The 18,089-nt window shown below is 73.2% G+C and carries 14 protein-coding genes; 7 read left to right on the top strand and 7 right to left on the bottom strand.

Features of this window, described 5'->3' with window-relative positions; all coding sequences use genetic code 11:
- Positions 1 to 15 precede the first annotated feature (15 nt).
- From BN4251_RS01770 to BN4251_RS01760, 3 genes are read left to right on the top strand one after another with little or no spacing between them, the layout of a single operon-like run.
- Positions 16 to 1,692, top strand: a complete 1,677-nt coding sequence (locus tag BN4251_RS01770) for a DUF885 domain-containing protein (RefSeq protein ID WP_087483459.1) — start codon at positions 16 to 18, stop codon at positions 1,690 to 1,692.
- Positions 1,689 to 2,390, top strand: coding sequence for a Maf family protein (locus tag BN4251_RS01765; protein WP_087483458.1), 702 nt, complete (start codon positions 1,689 to 1,691; stop codon positions 2,388 to 2,390). Before BN4251_RS01770 ends, BN4251_RS01765 begins: the two co-directional genes overlap by 4 nt.
- Positions 2,391 to 2,444: 54 nt before the next feature.
- Positions 2,445 to 4,223 (top strand): acetyl/propionyl/methylcrotonyl-CoA carboxylase subunit alpha, encoded by a 1,779-nt coding sequence (locus BN4251_RS01760; protein WP_087483457.1) that lies wholly within the window; start codon positions 2,445 to 2,447, stop codon positions 4,221 to 4,223.
- Positions 4,224 to 4,260: 37 nt separating this feature from the next.
- Here the strand turns inward: BN4251_RS01760 and BN4251_RS01755 are convergent, their stop codons facing one another.
- Positions 4,261 to 5,727, bottom strand: a complete 1,467-nt coding sequence (locus BN4251_RS01755; RefSeq protein ID WP_170931780.1) for an NAD(P)H-quinone dehydrogenase — start codon at positions 5,725 to 5,727, stop codon at positions 4,261 to 4,263.
- Between the two features lie 161 nt (positions 5,728 to 5,888).
- On the opposite strand from BN4251_RS01755, the gene BN4251_RS01750 reads away from it, so the two are divergent.
- Together BN4251_RS01750 and BN4251_RS01745 are read left to right on the top strand one after the other, a co-directional pair.
- On the top strand, positions 5,889 to 6,716 hold the full coding sequence (locus tag BN4251_RS01750; protein ID WP_087483456.1) for a purine-nucleoside phosphorylase: 828 nt from the start codon (positions 5,889 to 5,891) through the stop codon (positions 6,714 to 6,716).
- The gene (locus BN4251_RS01745; protein WP_087483455.1) at positions 6,713 to 8,428 is read left to right on the top strand and encodes a phospho-sugar mutase; all 1,716 of its coding nucleotides are present in this window, start codon (positions 6,713 to 6,715) and stop codon (positions 8,426 to 8,428) included. The genes BN4251_RS01750 and BN4251_RS01745 overlap by 4 nt, the downstream gene beginning before the upstream one ends.
- A gap of 134 nt (positions 8,429 to 8,562) precedes the next feature.
- Here BN4251_RS01745 and deoC read toward each other — a convergent pair whose 3' ends face one another.
- On the bottom strand, positions 8,563 to 9,228 hold the full coding sequence (deoC, locus tag BN4251_RS01740) for a deoxyribose-phosphate aldolase (protein WP_087483454.1): 666 nt from the start codon (positions 9,226 to 9,228) through the stop codon (positions 8,563 to 8,565).
- 257 nt (positions 9,229 to 9,485) lie between these two features.
- Between deoC and BN4251_RS01735 the strand changes: the two genes are divergently transcribed.
- Both BN4251_RS01735 and BN4251_RS01730 read left to right on the top strand, forming a co-directional pair.
- On the top strand, positions 9,486 to 10,496 hold the full coding sequence (locus BN4251_RS01735) for an L-idonate 5-dehydrogenase (protein ID WP_087483453.1): 1,011 nt from the start codon (positions 9,486 to 9,488) through the stop codon (positions 10,494 to 10,496).
- Positions 10,497 to 10,535: 39 nt separating this feature from the next.
- Positions 10,536 to 11,612, top strand: coding sequence for an NUDIX domain-containing protein (locus tag BN4251_RS01730; protein WP_087483452.1), 1,077 nt, complete (start codon positions 10,536 to 10,538; stop codon positions 11,610 to 11,612).
- Positions 11,613 to 11,687: 75 nt separating this feature from the next.
- On the opposite strand, the gene BN4251_RS01725 is transcribed toward BN4251_RS01730, so the two are convergent.
- From BN4251_RS01725 to BN4251_RS01705, 5 genes are all read right to left on the bottom strand, one after another.
- Entirely contained in the window at positions 11,688 to 13,001 is a 1,314-nt protein-coding gene (locus BN4251_RS01725) for a thymidine phosphorylase (RefSeq protein ID WP_087483451.1), read from the bottom strand.
- Positions 13,002 to 13,080: 79 nt separating this feature from the next.
- On the bottom strand, positions 13,081 to 13,533 hold the full coding sequence (locus BN4251_RS01720; RefSeq protein ID WP_087483450.1) for a cytidine deaminase: 453 nt from the start codon (positions 13,531 to 13,533) through the stop codon (positions 13,081 to 13,083).
- A 13-nt stretch (positions 13,534 to 13,546) separates the two neighbouring features.
- Complete coding sequence (locus tag BN4251_RS01715) at positions 13,547 to 14,884, bottom strand: ABC transporter permease (RefSeq protein ID WP_087483449.1); 1,338 nt, start codon at positions 14,882 to 14,884, stop codon at positions 13,547 to 13,549.
- On the bottom strand, positions 14,881 to 16,500 hold the full coding sequence (locus BN4251_RS01710) for an ABC transporter permease (RefSeq protein ID WP_087483448.1): 1,620 nt from the start codon (positions 16,498 to 16,500) through the stop codon (positions 14,881 to 14,883). The genes BN4251_RS01715 and BN4251_RS01710 overlap by 4 nt, the downstream gene beginning before the upstream one ends.
- On the bottom strand, positions 16,500 to 18,071 hold the full coding sequence (locus BN4251_RS01705) for an ABC transporter ATP-binding protein (protein WP_087483447.1): 1,572 nt from the start codon (positions 18,069 to 18,071) through the stop codon (positions 16,500 to 16,502). The genes BN4251_RS01710 and BN4251_RS01705 overlap by 1 nt, the downstream gene beginning before the upstream one ends.
- Positions 18,072 to 18,089: the final 18 nt, after the last annotated feature.

Genomic DNA, 18,089 nt, shown 5'->3' with positions numbered 1-18,089 from the left:
CGTAGACTCCCGGTCATGCCGACCACACCCCCTGAGGCCGTGCGCGCCTCCACCGCGCTGGACCGTCTCGCCGACGAGTACGTCGATCTCAGCGCACGTCTCGACCCGTACCTGGCCACCTCGCTCGGGGTCCCCGGCCATGACGGCGAGGTCACCGACTACTCCCCCGCCGCGACCGCCGAGCGCACCGAGGCGGCCCGCACCCTGCTCGCCCGCGCGGCCGAGGTGCCGGATCAGGACGCGGTGGACACGGTCACCCGCGCCGCGCTCACCGAGCGGCTCGGGCTCGAGATCGAGCGGGCCGAGCAGCGCCTGGACATCTCCGCGGTCAACAACCTCGCCTCGCCGCTCCAGTCCCGGGACATCCTGGACCAGATGCCCACCGACACCGCCGAGGACTGGCAGGTGATCGCTCAGCGCATGGCGGCGATGCCCGCCTCCCTGGCCAGCTGGGTCGAGTCGCTGCACGAGGCCGCCGAGCACGGGGTCCTCTCCTCCCGCCGCCAGCTGCTGCTGGGCGCCGAGCAGGCGCGGGGCTTCGCCGCACAGGACGGCTTCTTCCACAGCTTCGCTCAGGACGCCGTGGGCGATGACGCCCAGCGCGCCCAGGTGACCGAGGCGGCCTCGGCCGCGGCGCGCGGCTACCTCGCTCTCGCCGACCAGCTCGAGGCCCTCGCGCCGCGCGCGCCCGAGCGCGACGCCGTCGGCCGCGACGCCTATGCGCTCGCCTCCCGCACCTTCCTGGGCACCACGATCGACATCGACGAGACCTACGCCTGGGGCATCGAGGAGCTGCGCGCGATCGTCGCCGAGCAGGAGGAGGTGGCCTCCCGGATCAATGAGTCCGCCGGCAACGGCGGCGGCCGCTCGGTCGAGGCCGCCAAGCGGGCGCTGGACTCCGATCCGGCCCGGGTGCTGCACGGCACCGACGCCCTGCAGGCCTGGATGCAGGACCTCAGCGACCGCGCGATCGACGAGCTCGCCGGCACCCACTTCGACATCCCCGAGCCGCTGCGCCGGCTCGAGTGCCGCATCGCCGCCACCGGCTCCGGCGGGATCTACTACACCGGCCCCAGCGAGGACCTCAGCCGTCCCGGCCGCATGTGGTGGGACGTCCCCCACGGCACCACCGAGTTCCGCACCTGGCTGGAGACCACCACCGTCTACCACGAGGGCGTGCCGGGCCATCACCTCCAGGTGGGCATCCAGACCATGCAGGCGGCCACCCTGAACCGCTGGCGCGCGCTGATGTGCTGGGTCTCCGGCCACGGCGAGGGCTGGGCCCTGTACGCCGAGCGCCTGATGGAGCAGCTGGGCCATCTCTCCGACGACGGGGACCGGCTGGGCATGCTCGATGCGCAGCGTCTGCGCGCCGGCCGTGTGGTGCTCGACATCGGCCTGCACTGCGGTCTGCCGATGCCCGAGGGTCTCGCCGGCTCCGCGGGAGGCGCCTGGACCTACGAGAAGGCCTGGGACTTCATGAGCGCCCACTGGGGCGTGACCGAGGCCGAGCAGCGCTTCGAGCTGCACCGCTACCTCGGCTGGCCCGGCCAGGCACCGTCCTACAAGATCGGGCAGCGGGTCTGGGAGCAGCTGCGGGCGAGCTCCGCCGCTCCCGCCCGCGACTTCCACCGGGACGCCCTGGCCCTGGGCAGCCTCCCGCTCTCCGTCCTCGAGGAGGCTCTGCGATGACCGCGCCCGACCACGATCCGCTGCTGCTGCTCGCCTCCGCCTCCCAGGGACGGCGCGCCGTGCTCGACGGCGCGCGGATCGAGCACTCCGCGCTCCCGGTCGATCTCGACGAGACCTCGATCCTCGAGCGGGCCCGTGCGGCCGCGCTCGAGGCCGGTGAGGAGCTCGGCGCGGCCGAGGAGGTGCTGCTGCTGGCCCGTGAGAAGGCGCAGACCGCGACCGCGCGCAGCGAGGGCGGCTACGTGGTGCTCGGCTGCGACTCGATGCTCGAGCTGGACGGCGAGGTGATCGGGAAGCCCCACACCCCCGAGCGGGCCCGTGAGCGGTGGCGTGCGATGCGGGGTCGCACCGGCGTGCTCCATTCGGGGCACTGGCTGGTCGATGATCGCGACGAGGAGGACGGCGGCACCGGCGCGACCTTCGGCGCGACCGCGAGCTGCGAGGTGAGCTTCGCGGAGATCACCGACGAGGAGATCGACGCCTATGTCGCCACCGGCGAGCCGCTGGGCCTGGCCGGAGGCTTCGCGATCGACGGGATGGCCGGGCCCTTCATCGAGCGCATCGCCGGCGACCCGCACACCGTGATCGGGCTGTCCCTGCCGCTGCTGCGCCGGATGCTCGGGGAGATCGGTCTGGGGGTCCACCAGCTGTGGTCCGCTCACGGCGACGACCTCGCTGCGAGCCCTGGCGACGCCTGAGCATCTGCGGTACTAGACTCGACCACTGCTGACTCCCGGAAGGAACCATCGCCAATGCCCGCACGCTCCTCCAAGCCCCGCCCGCTGTCCACGGTGCTCATCGCCAACCGTGGGGAGATCGCGGTGCGGATCGCACGGGCCTGCCGGGATGCAGGGCTCCGCTCGGTCGCCGTGTACGCGGATCCCGACCGCGACGCCCTGCACACGCAGGTCGCCGACGAGGCCTACGCGCTGGGCGGCACCACGGCCGCCAGCTCCTATCTCGTGGTCGACAAGATCCTCGACATCGCGCACCGCTCCGGTGCGGATGCGGTCCACCCGGGCTACGGCTTCCTCTCCGAGCGCGCTGACTTCGCCCAGGCCGTGATCGACGCCGGGCTGACCTGGATCGGCCCCCCGCCCGGGGCGATCGAGAAACTCGGGGACAAGGTCTCCGCCCGACACATCGCCCAGAAGGCGGGCGCGCCGCTGGTCGCCGGCACCAAGGATCCGGTGAAGAACTCCGACGAGGTCGTCGACTTCGCGCGCGAGCACGGCCTGCCGATCGCGATCAAGGCGGCCTTCGGCGGCGGCGGCCGCGGCCTGAAGGTCGCCCGCGAGGAGTCCGAGGTCCGTGAGCTGTTCGACTCCGCCGTGCGCGAGGCGATCGCGGCTTTCGGACGGGGCGAGTGCTTCGTGGAGCGGTACCTCGACTCCCCCCGCCACGTCGAGACCCAGTGCCTGGCGGACATGCACGGCAACGTGCAGGTGGTCTCCACCCGTGACTGCTCGCTGCAGCGCCGCCACCAGAAGCTGGTCGAGGAGGCCCCCGCGCCCTTCCTCTCCCCGCAGCAGAACGCCCAGCTGGTCTCCGCCTCGAAGGCGATCATGCGCGAGGCCGGCTACATCGGTGCCGGCACCTGCGAGTTCCTGGTCGGCAAGGACGGCACCATCTCCTTCCTCGAGGTCAACACGCGCCTCCAGGTCGAGCATCCGGTGACCGAGGAGATCGCGGGCGTGGACCTGGTGCGCGAGCAGCTGCGCATCGCCGCCGGCGAGCACATCAGCGAGCAGGATCCGGTGGTGCGCGGCCACTCCTTCGAGTTCCGCATCAACGGCGAGGATCCCGGCCGCGGCTTCATGCCCGCCCCCGGCAGGATCCAGCGCTACGAGGTGCCCTCGGGCCCCGGCGTCCGCATCGATTCGGGGGTGCGCGCGGGCGATGAGGTCTCCGGCGCGTTCGACTCGATGCTCGCCAAGCTCGTGGTCACCGGCGCCACCCGTCAGGAGGCGCTCGAGCGCTGCCGCCGCGCCCTGGCCGAGTTCCACATCGAGGGCATCCCGACGGTCCTGCCCTTCCACCGCAGGGTGGTCGAGGACCCGGCCTTCGCCCCCGCCGATCCGGAGCAGGCCTTCGAGGTCCACACGCGCTGGATCGAGACCGGGTTCGACAACGATCTGCCCGCCGCGCCGCTGCCCTCGCAGCCCGAGGAGCCGGAGGATCGCGAGTCCGTGGTGGTCGAGGTCGACGGCCGCAAGGTCGAGATCAGCCTCCCCGCCTCGCTGCGCGCCCCGCAGGCCCCGGTGCGTCAGCGCCGCAAGCGCCAGCATCGCGGTGCCGAGGGTGCTGCGGCGGGCGGCAACGCCGTCTCCGCCCCGATGCAGGGCACGATCGTGAAGGTCGTCGTCGAGGAGGGCCAGAGCGTCGCCGACGGCGATCTGCTGGTGGTGCTCGAGGCGATGAAGATGGAGCAGCCCATCACCGCGCACCGCTCCGGTGTGGTGACCGCGCTGAACGCCGAGATCGGCGCGACGGTCTCCGCCGGCGCCGTGCTCTGCCAGATCGAGGACTGACCCCGCCCCCTCCTGCTCCGCGCACGCCGCCGCGCGGTCACTCCTGGGAGTCGAGCACCTGGCGCCGGGCCACCTCGGCGAGCGAGCCGGTGAGCGAGGGGTAGACGGTGAAGGTGCCGGCCACCTGCTCGGCGGTGAGCCGGTGGGCGACGGCGAGGGTGTACGGCAGGATCAGCTCGCTGGCCCGCGGGGCGACCACCACCGCACCGATCACGGTGTGGGAGCCGGGGCGCACGATCAGCTTCACGAAGCCCTCGGTGATCCCCTGCATCTTCGCGCGGGGGTTGGTGTCCAGCCCCAGCACCAGCACCTCGCCGGCGGCCTCGCCGCTGAGCACGTCCTCCTCGCTCACCCCGACCACAGCGATCTCGGGGCTGGTGAAGATGGCCGAGGAGACCTGCGTGGAGATCAGCGGGGAGACCGCATCGCCCAGCGCATGGTGCATCGCGATCCTGCCTTGCATCGCCGCGACCGAGGCGAGGGGGTACACCCCGGTGCAGTCGCCTGCGGCGTAGATCCCGCGCACGGAGGTGCGCGAGACCCTGTCAGTCTCGATGTGGCCGGAGTCCCTGACCCGCACTCCGGCGGTCCAGAGACCCAGGTCCGCGGTCCAGGGGATCCCACCGAGCGCCATCAGCACGTGGCTGCCGGTGATCTCCTCGCCCGAGGTGAGGGTGACCACCACCCCGTCGTCGGTGCGGCGGGCGGTTTCGGCGCGCGAGCGGGAGCGCACGGTCACGCCGCGACGCGCGAAGGCGCCCTCGAGCACGTCCGCGGCGTCCGCGTCTGTGCCGGGCAGCACCTTCTGGCGGGAGGAGACGAGCGTGACCTCGCTGCCGAGCGCCCGGTAGGCGCTCGCGAACTCGGCGCCGGTCACGCCCGAGCCCACGACGATCAGGTGCTCGGGCAGGCGGTCCAGCTCGTACAGCTGGGTCCAGTTCAGGATCCGCTCTCCGTCGCAGGGGGCGGACTCGAGCTCGCGGGGCCTCGCGCCGACGGCCAGCAGGATCACGTCGGCCTCATGCTGGCCGAGGCGCTCCCCTGCGGCATCGAGGACCTCGACCCGGTCGGGCCCGTCGAGCCGGCCGCGGCCGTCGACCAGCTCCACCCCCGCCTCCGTGAGGCTCGCGCGGATGTCCGCGGACTGCGCGGCGGCGAGGTCCTTGACCCTGCGGTTCACGGCGGCGAGGTCGACGTCGAGGGTCTGCCCGGTGGGGGCCGCGCCGGTATCGGCGTCGCGGATGCCCAGCTGCGGGGACCCGGCCACCTGGTCGAGCACGTCCGCGGTGGCGATGAGGGTCTTCGAGGGCACCACGTCGGTGAGGACCGCGGCGCCGCCCAGGCCCCTCTCCTCGATCAGGACGGTCGCCGCGCCGTGGCGTGCGGCGGTCAGCGCGGCCTCGTAGCCGCCCGGTCCGCCGCCCACGATCACCACGCGGGGACGGTCTCCCGCGCTGGGGACGCGTCGCGGATCGGAGGGCAGTGCTGTGCTGGGATCGCTCACCCCGCCATTGTCACAAAGACGGGCCGGTGGGGGGCCGTTTTCCGCCACTGGGGGAGGACCGCAGGCCGTCGGCCCGCCCGGTGCGAGATCCACCTCTTTCCGGGCCGTCCCCTCCCGCCGACGGGGTCACGCAGGGCGGCGGTCTGCGCTACCTTCGGTCCATGACTGATAGCGCATCCGCTCCGTACCAGCTCGCCCGCGACGCCGCCGCCGCGATCGCCGAGGCCAGCGGTGTCCCCGCCCATGATCTCGCCCTCGTGCTCGGCTCGGGATGGGCCGGTGCCGCGGACCTCCTGGGCGAGACCGTCTGGCAGGCCGACGCCACCTCGATCCCCGGCTTCCGCCCGCCCGCGGTGGCCGGTCACGTGGGCACCCTCCGTTCGATCCGCGTCGAGGGCACCGGTGCCCGGGCGCTCGTGCTCGGCGCCCGCACCCACTACTACGAGGGCGCAGGCGTGGACGCCGTCGTCCACGGCGTGCGCACCGCCGCCGCGACCGGGGCCCGCACCATGGTGCTGACCAACGGCTGCGGCGGCATCAACCCGGACTGGGCCCCCGGCACCCCGGTGCTGATCCGCGACCAGATCAACTTCACCGGCGCCACTCCCCTGGTGGGCGCGAACTTCGTGGACCTCACCGACCTGTACACCCCGGCGCTGCGCCAGATCGCCCACGAGGTCGATCCGAGCCTCGACGAGGGCGTGTACATGCAGTTCTCCGGCCCCAGCTACGAGACCCCGGCCGAGGTGCAGATGGCGAAGGTCATCGGCGCGGACCTGGTGGGCATGTCCACCACGCTCGAGGCGATCGCGGCGCGCGAGGCGGGCCTGGACGTGCTGGGCATCTCCCTGGTCACCAACCTCGCCGCCGGGATCAGCGGCGAAGCGCTCAGCCACGAGGAGGTGCTGCAGGCGGGCCGGGACGCCGGTCCCCGGATCTCGCGCCTGCTCGCCGAGACGGTGCGGCGCATCACGGACGGCGCGGCATGAGCCTGGACGCCGCCCTCCACTCCCGCGTCCAGGAGTGGATCCAGGACGATCCCGATCCCGTCACCCGGGCCGCGCTCGAGAACCTGCTCGAGCAGGCGCAGGCGGGCAGCACCGTCGCCGGCGAGGAGATCGCCGACGCCTTCGCCGCGGATCTGCAGTTCGGCACGGCGGGACTGCGCGGCGCGATGGCGCCCGGCCCGAACCGGATGAACCTCGCGGTGGTCTCCCGCGCCGCGCGCGGTCTCGCGGATCATCTGCGCGAGGACCTGGGCCTGGACCAGCCGCGCGTGGTGATCGGCTACGACGCCCGCTACAACTCGCGCGACTTCGCGCAGCGCTCGGCGGAGATCATGACGGCGGCCGGCTGCCGGGTGCAGCTGCTCGAGCGCTTCGGCCCCACTCCGCTGGTCGCCTTCGCGGTGCGTCATCTGGAGGCCGACGCCGGCATCGTGGTGACCGCCTCGCACAACCCTCCGGCGGACAACGGCTACAAGGTCTATCTGGGCGGTCGCGCGGCCGGGCCCGAGGGGCGCGGCGTGCAGATCGTGCCTCCCTCGGATGCGCAGATCGCGGCGCGCATCGCGGCCGTGGGCCCGGTGCGGGACATCCCCGTCGCGCAGGCGGGCGTGGAGCTGCTCGGGGAGCAGCTGCGCGAGGACTATCTCGAGGCGATCTGCGCGCTGCCGGACCCGCAGGGCCCGCGCGAGGTGCGGATCGTGCACACGGCGATGCACGGGGTGGGCACCGAGACGGCGCTCGCGGCGCTGCACCGCACCGGGTTCACCGATGTGCACCCGGTCGCGAAGCAGGCGGACCCCGATCCGGACTTCCCCACCGTCGCCTTCCCGAACCCCGAGGAGCCGGGGGCCATCGATCTCGCGCTCGAGCTGGCCCGCACCCTTGAGGCCGATGTGGTGATCGCCAACGACCCCGACGCGGACCGCTGCGCCGCGGCGGTGCTGGATCCGCACCGGGGCAACTGGCGCATGCTCACCGGGGACGAGCTCGGCGTGCTGCTGGGCGAGCACCTGGTGCGCCGCCATGGCTACCGCGGGGTGCTGGCCCGCTCGATCGTCTCGAGCCGCTGGCTGGGGGCGGTCGCCGAGAGCGGCGGCCTCGAAGCCGCCGCGACGCTCACCGGCTTCAAGTGGATCACCCGCGCGCCGGGGATCGTCTTCGGCTACGAGGAGGCGATCGGCTACTGCGTGCTGCCGGAGGTGGTGCGGGACAAGGACGGCCTCTCCGCGGCGCTGGTGGTCGCCGAGATGGCGGCGGAGGCGAAGGCGGAGGGCACCACGCTGATCGGCCGGCTCGATGAGCTCGCCGCCCGGCACGGCCTGTTCTCGACCTCGCAGCTGTCGATCCGGGTGGAGGACCTGTCCCTGATCGGTCAGATGATGGAGCGTCTGCGGGCGGCGCCTCCGGCGACGCTGCTGTCCTCGCCGGTGGTCATGAACCAGGACCTCTCGCAGGGGTCGGTGGAGACCACCGGGCTGCCGCCCACCGAGGGGGTGCTGCTGCGCAGCGAGGACGACACCCGCGTGGTGGTGCGCCCCTCGGGCACCGAGCCGAAGCTCAAGTGCTACCTCGAGGTGGTCACGCAGATCCCTGCCGACGCCCCGGCCGCACGGATCGGCGAGATCCGGGCACGGGCCGACGAGCGGCTGGAGACGCTGAAGGACGAGCTGCGCCTGGTGCTCGGCGCCGCCTGAGCCGAGGACGCCCGCGCAGGACGCCCCGTACCGGGGCCCCTGCGCGGGCGTTCCTGCGCTCGCACGGGTGCGATGCTCGGCCGCGCGAGCGCGATGCTCGGGGCCGGCACCTGCTCGGCGCGGGCCCGGGCGGCTCAGTACCCGGTGCCGGTGCCGCCGTCGAGGATGGCCTTCGAGGAGGACAGGCCCAGGCGGCTCGCGCCCGCGGCGACCATCGCCTCGGCGGCCTCGCGGGTGCGGATCCCGCCGGAGGCCTTGACGCCCAGGCGATCGCCGACGGTGCTGCGCATGAGCTGCACGGCGTGCTCGCTCGCGCCGCCGGCGGGGTGGAAGCCGGTGGAGGTCTTCACGAAGTCCGCGCCGGCGCGCTCGGCCGCCTCGCACACGCCGACGATCTGCTCATCGGTGAGGGCGGCCGACTCGATGATCACCTTGAGCACGACCGGGGACTTGGCGACATCGCGCACCGCGCGGATCTCGTGCTCGACGGCCTCGAAGTCGCCGGCGCGGGCCTGGCCCACGTTCAGCACCATATCGATCTCGTCGACGCCCCTGCTCACGGCCTCGCGCGCCTCGAAGGCTTTGACCTCGGCGGAGTGCTGGCCGGAGGGGAACCCGCAGACGGTGGCGACCTTGACGGTGGTCTCGACGGGGAGCATCGAGGGCGAGACGCAGATGGAGTAGGTGCCCAGCTCCTCGGCCTCACGGGCGAGGGCGGCGACGTCCTCCGGGGTGGACTCGGGCTTGAGCAGGGTGTGGTCGATGAGGGAGGCGAGCTGTGCGCGATCGAGAGAGGTCATGGACAGATCCTGGCAGACGGGCGGGGCCCCGCGCATCCGCCGCGGCGTCGATCCGGTCACGGCGCAGCCCTCAGCGCGGCTCAGCGAGCCCGGGCCCGCGCTCGCGCACCAGCCCCGCCGGGCCCGCGCTCGCGGACCGGCACCGCCCGCTCCCCCGCCCCTGCGATAGGTTGCGATCACCGATGCGGCGCCTCCTCTGCTCGCCCGACACCCTCCGGCGGCTGCGCCCTCGGTCCTCGAGAGCAAAGGTCACATCCATGCGTGCACTGGAGATCCACGGCGTCGGCGACCTCCGCCTCGTCGACCGCCCCGTCCCCGCACCGGCTGCCGGTCAGGTGCAGATCGCGATCGAATGGGGCGGCATCTGCGGCTCCGACATCGCGTACTGGCGCCACGGCATCTCCGGCACCGCGGTGATGTCACACCCCTTCGTGCTGGGCCATGAGGTCTCCGGGCGGGTGCTGCGCCTCGGCGCCGACGTCGACGCTCTGAGCGTGGGGCAACCGGTCACCGTCCATCCCGCCCGCACCACCGGTCCGCTGCCCGAGCGTCTGGCCGGGCGGGACAACCTCCACCCGCAGCTGACCTATCTCGGCTCCGCCGCGCAGGAGCCGCACACCGACGGCGGCTTCGCCGAGGTGCTCACCGTCGGCGCGGAGCAGGTGGTCGCGCTCCCCGAGGGGCTGGACACCCGCCGCGCCGTGCTCGCCGAGCCGCTCGGCGTGGCGATCCACGCGGTGCGCCGCGCGGGCGAGGTCGAGGGCGCCCACGTGCTGGTGGCCGGCTGCGGTCCCGTCGGCCTGCTGGTCATCCTCGCCGCCCGCGCCGCCGGTGCCGCACGCATCACCGCCGTGGACCTGGCCGGCCCGGCCCGCGAGCGCGCCCTCGCGGTGGGCGCGGACGAGGCGCTCGGCTCCGCCGAGGGCATGGCCGAGTCGATCACCGTCGCCTTCGAGGCCTCGGGCGCCCCTGCCTCGCTGGATGCGATCTTCCGCTCGATCACCCGCGCCTCGGTGGTGGTGCAGGTGGGCAACCTCCCGCCCTCCCCGGTCTCGGTGACGCTGGGACCGGTGGTCTCCAAGGAGATCGACTACCGCGGCACCTACCGCTTCGTCAGCGAGATCGAGGACGCCGTGCAGCTCCTGGCCGCGACCGATCTGGCCGACCACGTGATCAGCCACGTCCACGACCTCGAGGACGCGCCCGCCGCCTTCGAGACCCAGGTGTCCGATCCCACCAGCAGCAAGGTGGTGCTGCGGATCTCGTGAGAGAGGCGCTGCGAGGACGCTGACCTAGACTGGACGGCCGTGACCTCCTCCCTGCCGTCATCCCGGGCCCCGCGCCGCATCGTCCTGCTCGTCGGCCCCTCGGGCAGTGGCAAAGGCGAGCTCTCACGCCGCTCCGGGCTGCCGGTGCTCCCGCTGGACGAGTTCTACCGCGATCTCGACGAGCCGGGTCTCCCCCGCCGCTACGGCATCGTGGACTGGGACGATCCCGCCTCCTGGGACGGCGAGGCGGCCCTCGAGGCGCTCACCTCGCTCGCCCACGACGGCGCCGCCGACGTGCCCGTCTACTCGATCTCGGTCTCGCGCCGCCAGGGGATGCGGCGGCTCGAGGCGGGAAATGCCCCGTTGCTCATCGCCGAGGGCATCTTCGCCGCCGAGCTGATCGCGCCGCTCGCGGCCGCCGGTCTGCTGGCCGATGCGATCGTGCTGCGCCGTCCCGTGCCGGTGGTGTTCGCGCTGAGGCTGGCGCGGGACCTGCGCGAGCGCCGCAAGCCGCCGCACACGCTGCTGTGGCGGGGCTGGTCCCTGGCCCGCGCCCAGCGCGGCGACATCGCACGCTGGATCGCGTCGGGGATGCGCCCTGAGGGCCTGCACCGCGGCACGGACTGGGTGCGGCGACTGACCGGATGCGCCGAGGCCTCCCAGCATCTGCGAGCACGATCCCCGCGCCATGCGGTGCTGCGGATCACCGCGGTGTGCTTCCTGCGCGAGGGAGAGCACGGTCCCGAGGTGCTCGCGGTGCGCAAGCGCGGCACCGGCAGCTACATGCAGGTGGGCGGGAAGCTCGAGGCGGGTGAGAGCGCGCTCGAGGCGGCGCTGCGAGAGTGTCGTGAGGAGCTCGGGGTGGAGCTCGATGCCGAGGAGCTCACGCTGCTGGGCGATTTCGAGGCGCCGGCCGCGAACGAGCCGGACACCCTGGTCCGCTCGACGGTCTGGACCACGCGTGCTCCCCTGCCCGCGGACCTCGCCGTGCGGGCGGAGCTCGCCGAGCACCGCTGGATCGGGCTCGACGCTCCCGCGCCCGGGGTGCGGCTGGCCCCGCTGATGGTCGAGCACATCCTGCCGGCGCTGCGCGCTGCGAGCACGTCGGCCTCCTGACCTCCCCTCCACGCAGCGAGCGGCGCCGGATCCCCTCCCGGGGGCCGGCGCCGCTCGTCCTGGTTCAGGACCCGCTCAGGCGATGCGGTCCTTGACGATCGTGCGGGCCGGGACCTCGGTGCCCGGGGCGGCGAGGGTCCAGGAGCCGTCGATCGCCTCGAGCGCGCGGGGCATGCGCTCGGCGGTGTCGGTGTGCAGTCGGGCGAGCACGTCCCCGGCCTTCACCTGCTCACCGATGTGCGCCTCGATCTCGACGCCGGCCGCGGCCTGCACGGCCTCGCCGGGACGGGAGCGGCCGGCGCCGAGCCGCCAGGCGGCCACGCCCACGCCCATCGCGTCGAGCCCGGTCACCACGCCGTCCTCGCTCGCGCGGATCTCCTCGACGTGCTTCGCCGTGGGCAGCGGCGCGTCCACGTCCCCGCCCTGGGCGGAGATCATCGCGCGCCAGGAGTCCATCGCCCGGCCGTCGGCGAGCGCGGTCTCGACGTCGGGATCGCGCACCCCGGCGGCCTCGAGCATCTCGCGGGCCAGGGCGCAGGTCAGCTCCACCACGTCGGCGGGGCCGCCGCCGGCGAGCACCTCGAGGGACTCGCGCACCTCGAGGCCGTTGCCGGCCGTGCGCCCCAGGGGCGCGGACATGTCCGTCAGCAGCGCGACGGTGCGCACGCCCGCGTCGGTGCCGAGGTCGACCATGGTGCGGGCGAGCTCGCGGGCGTCGGCCTCGTCCTTCATGAAGGCGCCGGCGCCGGTCTTCACGTCGAGGGTGAGCGCGGCGGTGCCCTCGGCGATCTTCTTGGACATGATCGAGGAGGCGATCAGCGGGATCGCCTCGACGGTGCCGGTGATGTCGCGCAGCGCGTAGAGCTTCTTGTCCGCGGGGGCGAGGCCGGAGCCGGCCGCGCAGATCACCGCGCCCGCGCTCTCGAGCTGGGCCATCATCTCGGCGTTGCTGAGGTCAGCCCGCCAGCCGGGGATGGCCTCGAGCTTGTCGAGGGTGCCGCCGGTGTGGCCGAGCCCGCGGCCGGACAGCTGCGGGACGGCGACGCCGTAGGAGGCGACCAGCGGCGCCAGCGGGAGGGTGATCTTGTCCCCCCCCCCGCCGGTGGAGTGCTTGTCGGTGGTGGGCTTGGACAGGGCGGCGAAGTCCATCCGCTCGCCGCTGTCGATCATGGCGTGGGTCCAGCGGGCGATCTCGATGCGGTCCATGCCGCGCAGGAAGATCGCCATCGCGAGCGCCGCCATCTGCTGCTCGGCGACCACGCCGCGGGTGTAGGCGTCGATGACCCAGTCGATCTGGTCATCGGCCAGGCGGTGGCCGTCACGCTTGGTGCGGATGACGTCGACGACGTCGAACGGTTCGACGGCGGTGGCTGCGGGGGCGTCGTTCATGGGTGCTCCTCGGGGTCGGGGCGCGGCCGCCGGTGGGCCGGGCGGTGGCGGGGCCGGGATGGCCGGCCGGCCGGTCGGGTCAGAGTCGGAGGTCGGCGGGTCCGAAGGCCTGCGGCAGCACCTCGTCCATGCTCCGCGGGCCCTCGGGGGTGAGGATCACGAGGTCCTCGCCGGCGTGCTCGGACAGCAGCTGGCGGCAGCGGCCGCAGGGCATGACCACGTCACGCTCGTCGCGGCTCAGCCGCTCGTCGCCGCCCACGCACACGAAGCGGCGCAGCCTCCCGCCGCCGCTGGCGATCAGCTCGCTGATCATCCCGCACTCCGCGCACAGGGTGACGCCGTAGCCGGCGTTCTCGACGTTGCAGCCGCGCACCAAGCGGCCGTCGTCGGTGAGGCCGGCGGCGCCCACCCGGTAGTGCGAGTACGGGGTGTAGGCGCGCTCGGCGATCTCGCGCGCCGCGGCGAGCAGCTCGTCGAACTCGTCGTGCGCTGTGCCGTCAGCGGCATGCGCGGGGCTCTGGTTCGTCCTCATGCCCACGATCGTCTCACTGCTTGACGTAGGGCTGGCCGTTCGCGGCCGGCACCCGCACCCGGCCCACCACTCCGGCCACCGCGAACAGCGCGACGATGTACGGGAGCATCAGCAGGAAGTCGCCCGGGATGGAGACCCCTCCCTCGGCGGCGGACATCGTGCCCAGGCGCAGCTGGAGCGAGTCCGCGAAGGCGAAGGTGAGCGCCGCCAGCAGGGCGCCGACGGGGTGGTAGCGGCCCAGGATCATCGCGGCCAGGGCGATGTAGCCCTTGCCGGCGGACATCTCCTCGCCGAAGGCGACGCCCGTGCCGATGGTCAGGGTCGCGCCGCCCAGGCCCGCGACGGCCGAGCCCAGCAGCACGTTCTTCCACCGGGTGAGGTTCACGGCGATGCCGACGGTGTCCGCGGCCTTGGGGTGCTCGCCCACGGCGCGCACGCGCAGACCCCAGCGGGTGCGGAACAGGGCGATGGTGAGCCCGGCGACCACGATCCACATCAGATACACCAGGATGTTCTGCTCGAACAGCACCCGGCCGAGGACGGGGATGTCCGCGAGCACCGGGATGCGCAGGGTGGGCAGTCGCATCGGGGCGTTGAACATCGCGGGGTTGTCCCGCATGACGGTGCCGAAGAAGAACGAGGTGATGCCGATCGCGAAGACGTTCAGCACCACGCCGACGATGATCTGCTGGACGTGGTAGCCGACCGCGAACAGCGCCAGCATCGCGCCCATCACCAGGGCCATCACGGGCGCGGCCAGCAGGCCGATCCACACGCTGCCGGTCATCGAGCCGATCAGGGTGGCGCCGAAGGCGCCGAACAGGAGCTGTCCCTCGATGGCGATGTTGATGACGCCCGAGCGCTCGGAGAGCACGCCCGAGAGCGCACCGAAGGCCAGCGGGACGGCGAGCACGATCGTGCCCTGCAGCAGGGTGGTGACGTCGAGGGCGCGCTGGGAGATCACCCAGGTCATGAAGGCGAGGATCCAGGCCACTGCGAACAGGGCGATCACGGCCAGTCGTGCGCCGCGGTGCGGGCGCGCGCTGCGGGCGTGCAGCACCCACAGGCCCGCCGAGGCGGCCAGCGCCAGGACGGACAGCGCGATCGCGCCGCCCATCGCGGGCACCGCGATCCGCTCGGGCACGATGCCCAGCGGGTTGAGGTCGCCCTCACGGGCGAGGACGTAGGTGGAATTCACGCCGGGGATGCCGCGCAGCCCGAACAGCACCAGGGCGATCAGGGCCATCACGGTGGTGGTGGCGGGCAGGTGCCACCAGCTGCGGGGGCGCCTGTCGTCGAGCTGCTTCTCGCCGGCGGAGTCGTCCGTGACGCCCACGGGTGCGGTGCTCATCGCTCGTCCTCCTGCGCGTCGGTGCGGTCGGTGCTGTCAGCGCTGTCCGTGCTGCCAGCGGTGGGGCCGTGCGGGCCCTCCGGCGGGGTCGGGTCGGGGCCCGGCGGCTGCGTCGGGCGGTCGCCCGGCCCGGGCCCACCCTCGGGGGCCGAGGCGGGGCTGTTCGCGGAGGAGGATCCGTCGGGGCTCGCCGAAGGGGCTCCGGTGCGGGAGGCGGCGGAGCTCTCTGCGGCCACGGCGGCGGCGCCGGAGGCAACGGCGGCGGTGTCCGCGCTGCCGCGGGCCCGGCGCGCGCGGCGCACGCGTGCACCGGCGGCGGGGTTGTCGATGCGGCGCAGGCCGATCAGGGTGCGCACCAGCGGCGGCGCCGCGATGAACAGCACCACCAGCACCTGGATCACCTGGACCAGGTCGAGCGGGACGCCCTGGTTGGTCTCCATGAAGCGGCCGCCGGTGGACAGCGCGGCGAACAGCAGGCCGGCCAGCACGATGCCCACCGGGCCGGAGCGTCCCAGCAGCGCCACGGTGATCGCGTCGAAGCCGATGTTGCCGGCCACGCCCTCGGTGAGGCGGCGCTCGGTACCCAGCACGTGGACCGCGCCCGCGAGGCCCACCAGGGCGCCCGCGACGGCGAGCACCAGGAAGGCGGTGCGGGCCGGGGAGATGCCGGCGACCTGCGCGGCGCGCGGGTTGGAGCCGACGGCCCGGAAGTGGAAGCCGATCGTGGAGCGGCTCATCAGCCACCACAGCAGCACGGCCGCGCCTGCGGCGACGAACAGGCCCGCGTGGAGGCGGAAGCCGGTGCCCAGCAGCAGCGGCAGGGCCGCGTTCTCGCCCACGGACGGCGAGGTGGGCTGGGACTGGTTCGCGCCGGTGAACGCCGCGGTCTTCAGCGCGAAGAACAGCAGGTAGGTCGCGATCCAGTTCAGCATGATGGTGCTGATGACCTCGTTGGCGCCGAAGCGGGCCTTGAGGAAGCCGGCGATGCCGCCCCACAGTCCGCCTGCCAGCAGGCCCGCGAGGAGGCAGGCCAGGAGGTGGACCACGACGGGCAGGTCGAAGGTGAAGCCGATGTAGCCGGCCGCCATCGCGCCCACGATCAGCTGGCCGGTGCCGCCGATGTTGAACAATCCGGCGCGGAAGCTGACGGCCATGCCGGCCGCCGCGATGATCAGCGGGGTGCCGACGGTGAGGGTCTCGGTGAGGGGGCGCAGGCCCGCGGCCAGGGCGGGCAGCAACACGTAGGTGCCGGAGCCGCCCGCCTCGCGGACGTCCTCGGCCACGCGGGAGAAGCCGGGCCCGTCGAAGACGGCGCCGCGGAACATCGCCCCGTAGGCCTGGGTGACGGACTGCCAGATGGCGGTCAGGGCGTCGGAGGGCCGGTCGAAGAAGTAGCCCAGGGTCGCGCGGACCTCCTGATCGGCGATCAGGATCAGCACCGAGCCGATCAGGAACGCGAACACGAAGCTCATCACGACCACGAGCACGTCGCCACGCGCGATCCTCTGCAGCGTCCTGGCCAGCGCGGTCTCCGCCGTCTGCTCGGGCGGCGGGGCGTCGGCGCCGCCGGTGCCGACGCCAGGTGCGGAGCCCGCGGTGTGGGTAGAGGTGCTCATCAGGCGATCTCTCCTTCGTCGGCGAGCTGGGAGTCGGCGGTGCGGGCACCGGCGGCGACGGCCTCGCGGGCCGCCTCGGCGGTGTAGCCGGCCATCATCAGGCCCAGCACGTCACGGTCCTCGTCACCGGGCACGATCCCCAGGATCCTGCCGCGGTACATCACGGCGATGCGGTCGGCGAGCTGGGTGACCTCGTCGAGCTCGGTCGAGACGATCACCACCGGGGTGCCCTTGTCCCGCTCGTCGAGGATGCGGCGGTGGAGGAACTCGATCGAGCCGACGTCCACGCCGCGGGTGGGCTGGGAGGCGATCAGCAGCGCGAGCTCACGGTTGAGCGCACGGGCCATCACGACCTTCTGCTGGTTGCCGCCGGACAGGGTGGACACTGCCGCGGCCGAGGAGCCGGTGCGGATGTCGAACTCCGGGATCAGCTTCTCGGCGTTCTCCCGGATGGGCTTCAGCCGCATCGCCACGGGGCTGCCGTAGGGCGCCCGGTCGTGCTGGTCGAGCACGAGGTTCTCGGCGACCGAGAAGTCGGCCACCAGCGCATCGTGGGTGCGGTCCTCGGGCACGAAGCCGACGCCCGCGTCGAGCACCTGCTTGGTGCTGCGGCCCACCAGCTCACGGCCCTCGAGCCGCGCCGAGCCGTGCACGTTCTCCTGCAGGCCCAGCAGCGCCTCGGTGAGCTCTGTCTGGCCGTTGCCCTGGACGCCCGCGATCGCGAGCACCTCGCCGTGGCGCACCTCGAAGGAGACGTCGTCGAGGGTGCGGATCCCGGCGGCGTCGGTGACACGCAGGTCGGTGACCTCGAGCGCGACCTCGCCCGGTGCCGCCTCGGCCTTGTCCTGGGCGAGGGAGACCTGGCGGCCCACCATCAGCGAGGCCAGCTCGGCCTGGTCGGCGGAGGGGTCCGCCTCCCCCACCACCTTGCCGCGCCGGATCACGGTGATGCGGTCGGAGACCGCCTTGACCTCGCGCAGCTTGTGGGTGATGAACACGATCGAGGTGCCCTCGGCCCGCAGCTGACGCATGATCTCCATCAGCTCGTCGGTCTCCTGCGGGGTGAGCACGGCGGTGGGCTCGTCCAGCACGAGCACCTCGGCGCGGCGGCTGAGCGCCTTGATGATCTCGACCCGCTGCTGGGCGCCGACGGGGAGGTCCTCGACCAGGGCATCCGGGTCGAGGTCGAAGCCGAAGCGGGCGGAGATCTCGCGCACCAGGCGGCGGGCCGCGGCGAGGTCGAGCAGACCGCCCTTGGTCGGCTCGTGGCCCAGCACCATGTTCTCCGCGACGGTGAAGACGGGCACGAGCATGAAGTGCTGGTGCACCATACCGATCCCGGTGTCCATCGCATCCCCGGGATCGGAGAAGCTGACCGTTTCCCCGTCGATCACGATCTGTCCGCCGTCGGGCCGGTAGAGCCCGTACAGCACGTTCATCAGGGTGGATTTGCCGGCCCCGTTCTCGCCGAGCAGGGAGTGGATCTCCCCGGGCTCGACGACGAGGTCGATGGCGTCATTGGCCACGAAGCTCCCGAAGGTCTTCGTGATCCCGCGCAGTTCGAGCTTCACAGCACTCGCTTCCGTCGG

The organism is Brachybacterium massiliense (assembly GCF_900184245.1).
GTDB classification, from domain to species: Bacteria; Actinomycetota; Actinomycetes; order Actinomycetales; family Dermabacteraceae; genus Brachybacterium; species Brachybacterium massiliense.
Note: the sequence above shows the minus strand (reverse complement) of the source record. Positions and strands in the feature narration are given on the sequence as shown.

Coding starts and splice junctions, on each gene's coding strand:
- BN4251_RS01725 (WP_087483451.1), bottom strand. CDS start 13,001: ATGAACGACGCCCCCGCAGCCACCGCCGTCGAACCGTTCGACGTCGTC.
- BN4251_RS01735 (WP_087483453.1), top strand. CDS start 9,486: ATGCGTGCACTGGAGATCCACGGCGTCGGCGACCTCCGCCTCGTCGAC.
- deoC (WP_087483454.1), bottom strand. CDS start 9,228: ATGACCTCTCTCGATCGCGCACAGCTCGCCTCCCTCATCGACCACACC.
- BN4251_RS01720 (WP_087483450.1), bottom strand. CDS start 13,533: ATGAGGACGAACCAGAGCCCCGCGCATGCCGCTGACGGCACAGCGCAC.
- BN4251_RS01715 (WP_087483449.1), bottom strand. CDS start 14,884: ATGAGCACCGCACCCGTGGGCGTCACGGACGACTCCGCCGGCGAGAAG.
- BN4251_RS01760 (WP_087483457.1), top strand. CDS start 2,445: ATGCCCGCACGCTCCTCCAAGCCCCGCCCGCTGTCCACGGTGCTCATC.
- BN4251_RS01770 (WP_087483459.1), top strand. CDS start 16: ATGCCGACCACACCCCCTGAGGCCGTGCGCGCCTCCACCGCGCTGGAC.
- BN4251_RS01745 (WP_087483455.1), top strand. CDS start 6,713: ATGAGCCTGGACGCCGCCCTCCACTCCCGCGTCCAGGAGTGGATCCAG.
- BN4251_RS01750 (WP_087483456.1), top strand. CDS start 5,889: ATGACTGATAGCGCATCCGCTCCGTACCAGCTCGCCCGCGACGCCGCC.
- BN4251_RS01765 (WP_087483458.1), top strand. CDS start 1,689: ATGACCGCGCCCGACCACGATCCGCTGCTGCTGCTCGCCTCCGCCTCC.
- BN4251_RS01710 (WP_087483448.1), bottom strand. CDS start 16,500: ATGAGCACCTCTACCCACACCGCGGGCTCCGCACCTGGCGTCGGCACC.